The following is a 12,738-nucleotide window of genomic DNA, read 5'->3' on the forward strand; positions in this document are numbered from 1 at the left end:
TCATTATGAAAAAGAGTTTTTTAAAGATACCGAGTTTCTTCACCGTCCTGGCCCTTGTGGCTGCCCTTAGCAGCTGTGGCGGCGGAAAAAAAGAGGAAGCGACGGAAAGTGATACCACCAAAAAAGAAGAGCCTGAAAATGTAGCTGAGCTGAGCGAAGCCCAGTACAGGACGATCGGCGTAGTGCTGGATACACCGGGCAATAAAGCCCTGAGTGGCGTGCTCAAGGTGAGCGGTTTCATCGATGTACCGCCCCAGGACCTGGTGAGCATCAGTACCCAAATGGGCGGCATCGTCAAGTCCATCCCGGTCCTGCAGGGTTCGAAGGTCAGCAAGGGGCAAGTGATCGCGGTCCTGGAGAACCAGGACTATGTACAATTGCAGCAGGATTACCTGGACAGCAAAAGCCAGCATGACCTGAATATCACGGAATATAAAAGGCAGCAGACGCTCTCCCAACAGAATGTGACCTCTACGAAGGTGCTGCAGCAGGCCAAGGCGAATTTCGAGAGTGCGACCGCGCGTGAGGCCGCTTTACGCCAGCGTTTGAGATTGATCAATATCGATCCGGACCGGCTGACCGCTGCGGGTATCCGCAGCACGGTCAATATCTACGCACCGATCACGGGGTATGTGACCAAAGTGAACACCAATATCGGGAAGTTCGTCAACCCGAACGACATCATGCTGGAGATCGTCAACAGTAACAACCTGCACGTGGAGCTGAACGTCTTTGAAAAGGATGCAGAAAAGGTGAGGCAAGGCCAGCGTGTGCGTTTCACGCTGACCAATGATACGACGGAGCGCATGGCAACCGTGTCTTTGGTCGGCCGGGAGATCAATCCGGATAAAACGATACGTATCCACAGTATTGCCAAAGGCAGTTTCGATTTCCTGCCGGGTACTTATGTAAAGGCGTTCATCGAGACCGGAAAAGACGAGACGCAGGCGCTGCCGGAAAGTGCGGTGGTCAACTTTGAGGGCAAGAAATACGTATTCGTGAGTGCCGGTTCGGCAACCGAGCAGCGTAAGGAGAACCCGGCGGATGAAGCTACCGCGACCAAGGTATTTCGTTTCAAAATGGTGGAGATCTCCACCGGGGTGAGCGAAGGCGGTTTTACGGGGGTCCAGTTACCGGCTGAGATCGGAAAGGACGCCAGGATCGTGACCAAAGGAGCTTACGACCTGTTAAGCAAGCTGAAGAACAGCGAAGAAGAAGAATAAACCACTCGATATGAAAAAGCAAGAAAAGAAGCCGGCCACGCCGGAAAACCAACAGGATCACGCGCAGGACAGGAAGGCTGCGGCGCAATCTGTGACCAAAGCGAAGAAAGCGCAAACGGACAAGAAGGGGCACGTGCACAGTGATGATGAAGAAGATGGCGCTCATGAGCACGGCGGCATTTTCGGTAAGAACACGGAGATGATCTTTGCGATCCTTTGTGGCGTTTTCCTGGCGTCCGGCTGGGGGCTTTCCTTTATCAGCAACATCTCACCGACGGTCAGCCTGGTCCTCTATATCATTGCCTGCTTCTTTGGCGGGTACTTTACCACTAAAGAAGCTGTAGAAAAGATCGCCAAGGGCGGCTTCGAGATCGACTTCCTGATGCTGGTCGCAGCGATCGGTGCAGGTATACTGGGGAAATGGCTGGAAGGCGCTTTATTGCTTTTTCTGTTCAGCCTGGGCCATGCACTGGAAAATTATGCTATGGCCAAAGCACGCAAATCCATCGAGGCCTTAACCAGCCTGGCCCCACCCACGGCCCTGGTCATCCGGGATGGTCAGCAGGTCGAAGTAAGGATCGAGGAACTCCAGTTAGGCGAAGTGATCGTCATCAAACCGAACAGCAAGATCCCGGCAGACGGCGTGGTCGTTAAAGGCGAGGGCAGCGTGAACCAGGCACCGATCACGGGGGAAAGTGTGCCGGTCGATAAAAGACCTGTGCCCGATCCGGACAAAGATTACAGTGAGGATAGTAAGATCAAAGCGGAACACCGCGTATTCGCCGGGACGATCAATGGCGGCTCCGCGATGGAGGTCAAGGTGATCCGGGAAGCTAAAGATTCGACGATCAGCCGTTTGGTCAAGATGGTGAATGAAGCGGAGAAACAAAAATCACCGACGCAAATGTTCACCGACAGGTTTCAGCGTTATTTCGTGCCTGCGGTGCTGATCCTGGTCGTTCTGCTGTGTTTCGCGTTCCTGGTGATCGATGAGCCGTTCAGTAAAAGTTTCTACCGTGCGATGTCGGTACTGGTCGCCGCCAGCCCTTGTGCACTGGCCATCGGTACGCCGAGTGCCGTATTAAGTGGTGTTGCCCGGGCGGCAAAAGGCGGTGTGCTGATCAAAGGCGGGCGTCCGCTGGAAGACCTGGGCGAACTGAATGCGATCGCGTTCGATAAGACGGGTACGCTGACCGAAGGCAAGCCGAAATTGACCAAGGTCGTCCCACTGAACAATACAACAGAGGAAGATCTGCTGGAAGTGGTGATCGCGGTTGAAAAGCTGAGCGACCACCCGCTGGCCGAAGCCATTGTCAAAGGCGGCATGGAGAAACTCAAAAAAGGCCATCAGATCCCTGAGGCCAAAAATGTCAAAGGCATTGTCGGCCGGGGCGTACAGGCAGAGATCGGCAGTAAAAAGGTTCAGATCGGTAATAAAGCCTTGTTCGGTGATAGCCTGCCGGAACAATTTGAAAAGCAGGTCAGCGAACTGGAAGAGACCGGCAATACTTCGATGATCGTCAAGCATGGCGATGACTATATCGGCATTATCGCCCTGATGGATACGCCACGGAAAGAAGCGAAAAAGGTCATCCAGGAACTGAGTGCATTGGGCATCCGCAAAATGGTGATGCTGACCGGTGATAATCAACAGGTGGCGGAGGCTGTGGCCAAAGAGGTCGGTGTGACCGAAGCCTGGGGTAACCTGATGCCGGAAGATAAAGTTGCAGCCGTGCAAAAGCTTGACCGTTCTGAAAAGAAGGTCGCCATGGTCGGCGATGGTGTGAACGACGCGCCGGCAATGGCCAAAAGCACGGTAGGTATCGCGATGGGCGCTGCCGGGTCGGATGTGGCCTTGGAAACGGCTGACATCGCCCTCATGGGCGATAAACTGGAAACCCTGCCGTTCGCGATCGGCTTGAGCCGGATGTCACGGGGCATCATCAAACAGAACCTGTGGATCAGCCTGGGCATTGTCGGTATGCTGATCCCGCTGACCATCCTGGGGATCGCTTCGATCGGTCCGGCCGTGATCGTGCATGAAGGTTCTACATTGCTGGTCGTTTTTAATGCATTAAGGCTTTTGGCTTATAAAAAATAAGGTAACGGTGCCCTTGGAAAGGCACTGTTCAATACCCCCTGCCGGGTGCTGCGTAGCTGCGCAGCCCCGGCTAATTTGATGATAAAATGATGTGGCGTAAGGTCAAAAAATTTTTCAGTGCCCTGGGGCCGGGGCTGGTCACAGGTGCGAGTGACGATGACCCTTCAGGCATCGCGACCTACTCACAGGCCGGCGCAAAATATGGCCTTGCCACGCTGTGGACGGTCATTATTACCTTTCCGCTGATGGCGGCTATACAGGAAATGTGCGCGCGCATCGGTCTGGTCACCTCTGTGGGACTGACCACCACGCTGAAAAAGCATTATCCCAGACCGGTCCTTTACCTGATGATCCTGTTCAGTGTTCCCGCGATCATCCTGAATATCGGGGCGGATATCGCCAGTATGGGGGCGGTCGCCAATCTGTTGTTCCCTTCAGTTGCGCCGATCTGGTTCAGCTTGGTCTTTACGGCCCTGCTGCTGATCGTGATCATCTTTCTGCCCTATGCCAAATTCGTCAACGTGCTGAAGTATCTCTGCCTGGTGCTGTTGTTGTACATCATCGTGCCTTTTTTGACCCGGCCCGATTGGTCTGAGGTTCTGCATCATTTGTTCCTGCCCCGGATCACTGCGGACCGGGAGCAGATCGGCATGCTGGTCGCGATCCTGGGAACGACCATTTCCCCTTACCTTTTCTTTTGGCAGACCAATATGGTGGCTGAAGATGTCAAGGTCATCCGGAAACAGGTGATGGTCAACAAACGCATGATCATCGTGGCAGGGAATGAGGCCGATCCCAGAGCCCGTGAAAAACGGGTCATGGGCCTGCTCCTTCAAAAGATGGGTTTGGATGTCAATCTGGGCATGCTTTTATCGAATGTGATCATGTTCTTTATCATCCTGACCGCAGGTACGGCTTTGTTCCCTAAAGGTGTCCGTAATATCGAGACCGTTGAACAGGCGGCCCAGGCCCTGCGGCCCGTGGCCGGTGATCTTTCTTACCTGTTGTTCGCCGCCGGGGTCATCGGCACCGGGGCGCTCGCGATCCCGGTGTTGGGGGGCTGCTTGTCCTACATCGTATCGGAAGCGTTAGGCTGGAAAGGCGACCTGGATAAAAAGTTCGATCGTGCGAAAGGTTTCTACGGTGTGATCATCGTTGCCTTGTTGTTGGGCCTGCTGATCAATTATCTCGGTATCAGCCCGGTGCAGGCGCTCTTATATACCGCCTTGTTATATGGGGTGACCTCTCCGGTCATTATCGCGATCATCCTCCACCTGGCCAATAACAAAAAGATCATGGGAGAACATACCAATTCCCGCTGGTCGAATTTCCTGGGCGGGATCACGCTGATCCTGATGACGCTTTCTGCGGTGCTGCTCGTTTATTTTCAATTTTTTAACAGATCATGAAGAAATTTCGGCACATCAACAGTTTTCAGGTATTGCCGCTTTTGGTGATCACGGTCTCTGTCATCTATTTAGCGGTCGTCGTGTTCTCGGTATTCCCGGGCCGGATCTATGCTTTCAACGGAGAATTGGCATCGGCGCTTCGGTCGGCGAGCCGGTACTGGTCTGTTTTCCCGCCGGCACATTTGAGCCGGGGATGGAACTGGTTGCCCTATTGGGGCGCGGTCGTGCTGATGTTCCTGCACCGTGAACGGATCAGGCACTTGGTCTACCTCGGTCACTTCGGCGTTTTCCTGTTAGCGGTGGCCCTGTTGGTGATGCTGGTCAACGCGACCCTGGGTCACTGGATACCACAACTTTGCAGCCGGTCAGCGGATCTCCGGCACCTCGTACCGCCGCATCAGGGCTGCCGCTGGTTCTCGCTGATCACAGTTTGTGTGACGGCTGCCGGTACATTTGCCGTGCTCGTTCTGCCGAAAACGCAATGGATCGTGAAACTGATGTTGACTTTGAATACCGGTGTCATCGTCCTCGCTTTATTGGTCCAGGGGCGCTATTTTCCGGTCCAGCTAACCTTCAGCCTGTTGCTGGCGGTCGTGCTGGGTAGCATCGGATCGATGGTCTATGACCCCAATAGCCTCAGAATGATCAACGGGTCTAAATTACCGGGATCATGAACAGCTGGAAACTGGACCTTTTTTGGACCGCTTTCCCCTTAGCGCTGCTATTGCCGGGAAGCTTGCTCGCTGTCGAAAGGGCGAAGATCCGGGCGCTCAGCCGCCTGACCCTGCGGTTCAGCACCGGGGCAATATTTTCCGTGATCACGGTCGGGCTGATACCCGGCCTTGTGGGTGAGCATGACCTGTTCCTGGTCATCGTAGGTTTTGCCGCCGGGATCATGCTGATGCTGCTGATCGAACAAGGTGCGGCCCATCACGATGATCTCCGCCGGTCCGACAGCCCCCGCTTAAATGCGGCGCGTTCAGCGATCGGCATAACCGGCATCGGACTCGCGATCGCCGGTGTTGCTCTCAGTCTGACCTGGCTCAACGGACGTAAGACGGCCGTTTTGCTGGCGCTTGCATTGGGGTTCCGATTCCTGTGGGTCGGCATTACACATAAGGCCCGTATGGCTTCCACGATCACCGGCAGGCGTATCGCCGGGCGAACGTTCGTTGTGCTCGCCTTGTGTTTCAACTGGGGTGCCGGCATTGGCGCATTCGTCCTGCGACAGGCCCCCGTCAAAATGGTGGAGTTCCTTTTGGCTGCGTTCGTAGCGGCGACCCTGTTCCAGGTCATGGCCGACATGATGGAAGAACCCCAGGACGAGCGGCCGCAGCCGTTCTACACAGCGGCCTTTTTTGTTGGTTTTTTAGTTTTTCTAATTATAAGGATCAATATATGAACAAGAAAATGAACATCATGCTATGCCCGCGTGGGCAATCCGGCGACAGGCGAAGGGAGGCCGGACGATGAACAACTTATTCCAAAGATCTTACCGGCAGGATCTGTACCGTTTTCTCCATACCCGGCTAACACCATCGCCGGACGATCTGACACGCTGCGAGCTCTGCTTACAGGTCTATCTCACGATCGTTCGGGAATTGGCCGTGGGTTTGGAAACCTGGGTCCTGTTACCTTATTCGCCCTACCTCGCCGAAGTTTTAGGTCCGGTCACGATGATTGCCTACCGGTACCAGGTGACGTTCAATGATACGGATGGTCTGGGATTGGACGATGGTTTCCTGTCAACGGACAGGCCCGCGGAACAACGAACGTCGGCCAACCGCATGCTGTTCCCCCTGAAAGATGTGCTGACGCTGAGAAGCCTTCCTGAGGATGATCTCGGGGATCTGACCACCGAAGTGTCGGTCTTTCTGCTTCAAAAAGAAAGGTCAGCGGGCTTGCGTGAGGCCATGCGAACCGGGAAGACACCGGATCTTCCCGCGCTGCTTGACGGGCCGGAACTGTTCGTGCATATCACCTGTGCCAAGTCCAGTGCCTACTTCGATGCGATGCTGATCTACGGAAGAACGGACATCGGGGAAACTTTAAATGCCGCTGTGCGAAAACATGAGCTGGAGACCTATTTATAGCACTTATTAAAAGCGATGACCGAGATCTTTATCATGACCCTGCAATTCCTGGCCGCGCTTTCCCTGATCGTGTTCGTGCATGAATCGGGGCATTTTCTGGCGGCACGTGCTTTCGGGATACGCGTCAAAAAATTCTACCTGTTCTTCGACGCTTTCGGGAAAAGCTTGTTGCGCTTCCGTCACCGCGGGACGACCTTCGGACTAGGCTGGTTACCGCTGGGTGGATACGTCGCGCTTGCCGGGGCTAACGGCGGCGCAGAGGATGATGAAGATGTCCCGGAACATGAACGCTATGACGGGCGACCTGTCTGGCAGCGTGTGGTGGTCATGAGCAGCGGAGTATTGATGAACCTACTTTTTGCCCTGCTCACCTACAGTTCACTTTCGCTCATCTATGGCCGCACCCCGATAGCCGGTATCGGTAACGGGTCGGTTGTATTGCCCGGAAAACTCGGCCGGGACGCGGGCCTGAAGGCCGGCGACCAGGTACGGTCCGTTGACGAGGCTCCTGTGATCTATGAGGATGAGCTGTTCAGTACACGTCTGCTACGGGGCAACACGATCCTGACGGTCGTTAGAAAACAGGGAAATGACCGGGTTCACCTGCACATCGCCGTTGCACCCCGGACCATGCAGCTGATCGCGGAAAAAGGGTTCAATCAATTCTATTCGGTCCGGGCGGGCCTGCAGTTGGATTCGGTCCTGACGAACATTGAACTTTCCCGGAACGAAGGCCTGAAAGGATCCCGGCTGATCGCGATCAACAACGACCCCGTCCGTTCTTTAGCGGACCTGTCCATCAGTCTCAAGACGGATAAAAAACGGGAGCTTTACCTGACCGTGATCAGGAATGGCCGGACGAGCATTCTGCCTGCACACCGTGACAAGGACGGGCATCTTGCATTCAGCCTCAACGATCGGACACCTGTCATACCCCCGATGAACATCGGCCGTTCCTTGCGTGCGGGCGCGACCAGGACCTGGCATGCGGTCGCAGTGAACGCCCAGGGTTTCGGACAACTGATCAACGGGGAGGTCAGACCAGGCGATGCCATGTTCGGACCGTTGCGGCTCGCGACACTGTTTGGCAGGCATTATGACGGTCGCCGTTTCTGGGAATTAATGGCCGTCATGTCACTGGCGATCGCGGTATTCAATCTTTTGCCCTTGCTGCCGCTTGACGGTGGAGCGATCGGGCTGCTGGTCTGGGAGGCCGTGTTCAAAAGGCCTGTCAGCCTGCCCGTTATGCAGATCCTTCAATTAACGGGGATGCTGCTGATCCTCCTCCTGACCTTATTCGTCTTTTTTAACGACATACGCACCTTTATCTGATACCTGATATGGACCTGATCACTAAGACCCAAGATCACGTGACCGCGATCTTCAAAAAGAAATTGCCTGCCGGGATGGCATTCCACCATATCGGCCATACCCGTACCGTCGTGGCGGGGATCAGAATGCTGACAGCCGGCGTTTTTCTCAACGAATGGGAGCGCCACGCGGTATTGATCGCAGGCTGGTTCCACGACACCGGTTACTGCTACACCTATGAAGGGCACGAAGCGATCAGTATGACCCTCGCAGGGGATTTCCTGCGTGCGGAGGGTCGTAGTGAAAATTTCATTAAGCTGGTCTATGATTGTATTAGGGCAACGCAAATGCCCCAAACGCCGCAGACACTCTTGCAGATGATCATTTGCGACGCCGATATGCTGCACCTGTCCCGTCCGGATTACCTGGAAAAAGCCGCAATGCTCCGTTTGGAATGGGAGTTCATTTGCAAGAGGACCTATACGGATGATGCCTGGACACAGCTGAATTATGACCACCTGATGTCGCATCAGTATTTCACAGATATGGGCAAACTCGAATGGAGCGCGGGAAAAGAGCGCAACCTTCGCTTGCTGGAACGCCAATTACCGGAGCAGGATCTGTGAATCGGATGAACTACTTTAGCTATACGAGATACCCTTGTCCGGCTATCACGATGAAATATCATCCTGTTGTCCTAAAAGTGAGTAAATGCCTGGACCGATCATTTATCTTTGCAAGCGAATGAAAGATCGTTGTCTGGCCATATTGCTGCTTATTGCCCTGATCAGTTCCGGCTTTTCCAGGTCTTTCGTTTATGCCGGTTTTCAGGTGAATCAGCAATATATTGCTGAAAAACTTTGTGAGAACAGGGCGCGTCCCCTGCTGCACTGTAACGGCAAATGCTATTTGATGAAAAAGCTGAAAGCGGCCGAGGACAAAGAGAAAGAACAGACGGCCAAGGATAATTTGAACCGCCTGGAAATATCGTTCTTTCAGGAGCCCTTTAAACTTTCTTTCGTCGAACCGATCGTATTGGATAACAACCCCGCTTTGGTATCGACCTACGGTCATCAGTACTCCAGCCAGTACCTGGATGCCATCTTCAGACCACCCCGGCAGATCGCCTGAACACTCCTTTTTTCTTGTTGCAACGTGAAGCGTTAGCCAATGGCTAAGCGTGCGCTGCTATTGTTTTACTGGCTCTGATCCGGCTGCCTTTTCGCGGCCGGCCGATAGCCGTTTATGCGATCTGATGAAATATCTATATACCTTTATTATCTGCTTATATACCCTGTCTGCATTCAGCCAGACCATTAAAGGGACCGTAAAAACAACAACGGGAACTCCCGTGCCTTCTGTAACCATCAACGTCCTGAACACCAACAAGACGACCGTTTCCGATCAGGAGGGCAAATTCTCCATCGTTTCAACAAAAGGCCATTACCAATTGTCCTTCACTGCCATCGGTTATGCCACACAATTCAAGACCGTTGTGATCGGCGATCAGGCGGCCGTTGAGGTGAGTGTGCAGCTCCTGAGCACCGATAAGCAGTTGAACGAAGTGCTGGTGAGCGCCGAACGACGGGAACAGGAGGTCCAGAAAGTACCTGCCGCGATCACGGTCCTTGATGCCAAACAGATCAGGGACTACCGCCTGTGGGACATCACCAACCTGACGGCGCTGGCCCCGAACCTTTTCACTGTGGAACATGGCAACAGCGCCGCCTCGAACTTTTTCAATATCCGTGGGGTCATGGGTTTTTCGAATGAACAGGCCGTGGCCACCTATGTCGATGGCGTGTACCAGTTCGACTACTTTTCTGCCCCTGTCCAGTTCGGTGACATTCAAAGCATCGAGATCTTACGGGGGCCGCAAGGCACGCTGTATGGCCGTAATGCCTTTGGCGGCGTGGTGAACATCACCACGAAACAACCGGGCAATAAAACCTCGGGTTATGCGGAAATGACCCTGGGCAATTACGGGCAGCAACGCTATACTGCCAGTCTTTCGGGGCCGGTCATCGCTGATAAATTATTCGCGGGTGGCTCCTTTACCTATAACCACCGTGGTGCTATTTATTACAACGAGTTCACCCAAAGCGGCTTCGACCGGCGGGAGGACTATTCAGGCAACTTTAATCTGCGCTACCTGCCTTCTGCCAACTGGGCGCTGGCATGGAATGCGAAAGTGGAGAACGATAATGACCGGGGCAGTTTCCCCTGGGTCGGGTCCTACGATGAAGTATTGGCCAAACCTTACCGGGTCAATACGAATAACACCAATGTTGAGCGCCGGAAGAACTACAACACTTCGCTAGCCGTCAACCATTATGGAAAGTATTTTAATTTCACATCGGTATCTTCCTATATCGACTGGCGGGCCTACTACGAGGGCACAGGCGTGGATTATGATTTTAGTCCGCTGAACGCGCTAAGTACCGCCCCTGATCAGCGGCAGCATGTATTTACGCAGGAGGTCCGCTTTACTTCCCCATCTGCCAGCGAAAGCAGGCTGAAATGGGTAGCCGGCGCGTATGGCTTCGTGCAAAATACCCGAATGAATGCGCCGACCTTTTACGGACCGGATTACGCGGTATTCGATCCAGGTGCTGACGCGCCATTCACCATGACCAATATCAGCAGGGGGAACAATAAAGGTTATGCTTTTTTCGGGCAGGCTACCTATGCATTAACGGACAAACTTGACCTGACCGCCGGCATCCGTTATGACCGGGAGAACCGGAAACTGACCCAGCGTACCGACTATCAAAAAGACCCTGCCCCGGTAACGAACTTGACACCTGAGCGCTACTATCTCGCCGGTTTTCATGCCTTTACGCCAAAGGTCGTATTGAGCTATAAATTACAGGACGACATGCTGCTTTATGGCAGTTATGCGCGCGGGTTCCGTGCCGGTGGCCTGAACACCAATGCGGCGGACCCGGCACAGGTACCTTACGAACCGGAAAGTTCGGACAACTACGAGATCGGCTGGAAGAACCGTTTTTTCAACAACAGGCTGAAACTGAATCTGACGGCGTTCTACCTCAAGCAGCATAACCAACAGATCAGCACGGCGATGGACGGCATCAATGCGTTGATCCTGAACGTGGGCGAAATGCACAACAAGGGTTTAGAGCTTGAGGTCACGGCGCTCCCGCTGAAAGGCCTGCAACTTGATTGGAACGCAAGTTATTCGTACGCCCGTTACACCTCGCTTTTACTGTATAGCAACGAGGCGAAAGCGGTGGTCGACTTTAAGGGGGGCCAGCCGATCAATACCCCGCCGGTCAGTTCGATGCTGGCCGCCCAGTACACTTACGATCTCGCAGGTAACAAGTATGGCTTAGCCGTTTTTGCGAGGGCAGAATTCCGTCACCTGGGCAGGTATTACTTTGATTTCATTAACGCCTTAAGCCAGCCTGCTTACAGCTTGTTCAATTTTAAGGCCGGCATATCTGCCAGGCGTTTTGAACTGAACGGCTGGATGCGTAACGCGACCAATGAAAAATATGTGGCTTATGGTTCTTTCGGTTCTTTCCTGCTGGGCAGCCCGAGAACTTATGGCACGACCCTGATCTATAAATTTTAAACGTCCAACAATGAAAAAGATATTTTCAGGCATTCTGATCGCCATTGCGGTCGCGGCCTGCCATAACGATCAAAAACAGGCACATCAGGCGGCACGTCCTGCGGAGCAAGCGATGGAACCGTTCCCGGAGCCTAAAGTGAAGATCAGCACCGTGGGGATCCTGTTGTACGATAATTATGCGGTGCTGGACGCCATGGGACCCTATCATGTTTTCAGTGAACTGATGGGCGCTAAAGTGTTTTTTGTAGGCCGGCATAAAGGGCTGGTCAGCACGGCGGGGATGAAAGTACAGTGTGATACCTCCATCAATGAGGTCAAGCAACTGGACATCCTGGTGATACCCGGCGGACTGAACGAAACGTATGCTTTGACGAAAGATACAGTTCTACTGAATTGGGTCAGGACCATTGATGTCCATTCTAAATATACCACCAGTGTATGTACCGGTGCCTGGATATTGGCAGCAACGGGTCTGTTGAAAGATAAAGCAGCCACGACACATTGGTTCGGCAAACAGGTCCTGAAAGAGCAGTTCGGCATCAGCGCCCGGGATAAGCGCTATGTACAAAGTGGTAAATACTTCACCAGTGCCGGGGTTTCTGCCGGCATCGACATGAGCCTGGCCGTAGTGAAAGACGTGATGGGTGAAAAATACACCCAAATGGTCATGCTGGATCTGGAGTATGATCCGCAGCCACCGGTCAAAGGCGGCAATGAACACAATACCGATCAAGCGATCGTGGAAAACATGCGGGACATGTACAACAGTGCTGTAGAGCCGGTATTGTATCCCGAGCGTACGAAGGCTAAGCCTAAGATAGATAACCCAAAAGACCCGGTGTGCGGCATGGCATTATCGACGGGTTATGCAGACACCTTGCATTACCATGGCAAATTGTATGGCTTCTGCTCTGCACACTGTAAAAGGGCGTTTAAAAATGCCCCCGTTAGCTTTGTGCGACACGCGCGGTAAGTACCTGAAAAAGTCAGTCCCGGATCGGGACGG

At 53.5% G+C, this 12,738-nt stretch carries 11 protein-coding genes; all 11 read left to right on the plus strand.

Translation table 11 applies throughout. From position 1 onward, the window contains the following. Positions 1-5 precede the first annotated feature (5 nt). The 11 genes from ABD960_RS06030 (at position 6) to ABD960_RS06080 (ending at position 12,705) form a co-directional block, all read left to right on the plus strand. The gene (locus tag ABD960_RS06030) at positions 6-1,223 is read left to right on the plus strand and encodes an efflux RND transporter periplasmic adaptor subunit (protein WP_345330025.1); all 1,218 of its coding nucleotides are present in this window, start codon (positions 6-8) and stop codon (positions 1,221-1,223) included. A gap of 10 nt (positions 1,224-1,233) precedes the next feature. Further along, positions 1,234-3,324: a heavy metal translocating P-type ATPase gene (locus ABD960_RS06035; RefSeq protein WP_345330026.1), complete on the plus strand. Its 2,091-nt coding sequence runs from the start codon at positions 1,234-1,236 to the stop codon at positions 3,322-3,324. Positions 3,325-3,410: 86 nt separating this feature from the next. Further along, complete coding sequence (locus tag ABD960_RS06040) at positions 3,411-4,733, plus strand: NRAMP family divalent metal transporter (RefSeq protein WP_345330027.1); 1,323 nt, start codon at positions 3,411-3,413, stop codon at positions 4,731-4,733. Further along, a complete protein-coding gene (locus tag ABD960_RS06045) occupies positions 4,730-5,407 on the plus strand; it encodes a hypothetical protein (RefSeq protein ID WP_345330028.1) in 678 nt (225 codons plus the stop codon). Before ABD960_RS06040 ends, ABD960_RS06045 begins: the two co-directional genes overlap by 4 nt. Beyond that, a complete protein-coding gene (locus ABD960_RS06050) occupies positions 5,404-6,135 on the plus strand; it encodes a ZIP family metal transporter (RefSeq protein ID WP_345330029.1) in 732 nt (243 codons plus the stop codon). Before ABD960_RS06045 ends, ABD960_RS06050 begins: the two co-directional genes overlap by 4 nt. 67 nt (positions 6,136-6,202) lie before the next feature. After that, the gene (locus ABD960_RS06055; protein ID WP_345330030.1) at positions 6,203-6,826 is read left to right on the plus strand and encodes a hypothetical protein; all 624 of its coding nucleotides are present in this window, start codon (positions 6,203-6,205) and stop codon (positions 6,824-6,826) included. 15 nt (positions 6,827-6,841) lie between these two features. Further along, positions 6,842-8,158, plus strand: coding sequence for an RIP metalloprotease RseP (rseP, locus tag ABD960_RS06060; protein WP_345330031.1), 1,317 nt, complete (start codon positions 6,842-6,844; stop codon positions 8,156-8,158). Between the two features lie 8 nt (positions 8,159-8,166). Beyond that, a complete protein-coding gene (locus ABD960_RS06065) occupies positions 8,167-8,763 on the plus strand; it encodes an HD domain-containing protein (RefSeq protein WP_345330032.1) in 597 nt (198 codons plus the stop codon). Positions 8,764-8,881: 118 nt separating this feature from the next. Beyond that, a complete protein-coding gene (locus tag ABD960_RS06070; RefSeq protein ID WP_345330033.1) occupies positions 8,882-9,268 on the plus strand; it encodes a hypothetical protein in 387 nt (128 codons plus the stop codon). A gap of 124 nt (positions 9,269-9,392) precedes the next feature. After that, on the plus strand, positions 9,393-11,732 hold the full coding sequence (locus tag ABD960_RS06075; protein WP_345330034.1) for a TonB-dependent receptor: 2,340 nt from the start codon (positions 9,393-9,395) through the stop codon (positions 11,730-11,732). Positions 11,733-11,742: 10 nt separating this feature from the next. Beyond that, entirely contained in the window at positions 11,743-12,705 is a 963-nt protein-coding gene (locus tag ABD960_RS06080; protein ID WP_345330035.1) for a DJ-1/PfpI family protein, read from the plus strand. Positions 12,706-12,738: the final 33 nt, after the last annotated feature.

The sequence above is a fragment of the Mucilaginibacter defluvii genome (assembly GCF_039543225.1).
GTDB lineage: Bacteria > Bacteroidota > Bacteroidia > Sphingobacteriales > Sphingobacteriaceae > Mucilaginibacter > Mucilaginibacter defluvii.

Coding starts and splice junctions, on each gene's coding strand:
- ABD960_RS06055 (WP_345330030.1), top strand. CDS start 6,203: ATGAACAACTTATTCCAAAGATCTTACCGGCAGGATCTGTACCGTTTT.
- ABD960_RS06070 (WP_345330033.1), top strand. CDS start 8,882: ATGAAAGATCGTTGTCTGGCCATATTGCTGCTTATTGCCCTGATCAGT.
- ABD960_RS06050 (WP_345330029.1), top strand. CDS start 5,404: ATGAACAGCTGGAAACTGGACCTTTTTTGGACCGCTTTCCCCTTAGCG.
- ABD960_RS06065 (WP_345330032.1), top strand. CDS start 8,167: ATGGACCTGATCACTAAGACCCAAGATCACGTGACCGCGATCTTCAAA.
- ABD960_RS06075 (WP_345330034.1), top strand. CDS start 9,393: ATGAAATATCTATATACCTTTATTATCTGCTTATATACCCTGTCTGCA.
- ABD960_RS06035 (WP_345330026.1), top strand. CDS start 1,234: ATGAAAAAGCAAGAAAAGAAGCCGGCCACGCCGGAAAACCAACAGGAT.
- ABD960_RS06030 (WP_345330025.1), top strand. CDS start 6: ATGAAAAAGAGTTTTTTAAAGATACCGAGTTTCTTCACCGTCCTGGCC.
- ABD960_RS06045 (WP_345330028.1), top strand. CDS start 4,730: ATGAAGAAATTTCGGCACATCAACAGTTTTCAGGTATTGCCGCTTTTG.
- rseP (WP_345330031.1), top strand. CDS start 6,842: ATGACCGAGATCTTTATCATGACCCTGCAATTCCTGGCCGCGCTTTCC.
- ABD960_RS06080 (WP_345330035.1), top strand. CDS start 11,743: ATGAAAAAGATATTTTCAGGCATTCTGATCGCCATTGCGGTCGCGGCC.
- ABD960_RS06040 (WP_345330027.1), top strand. CDS start 3,411: ATGATGTGGCGTAAGGTCAAAAAATTTTTCAGTGCCCTGGGGCCGGGG.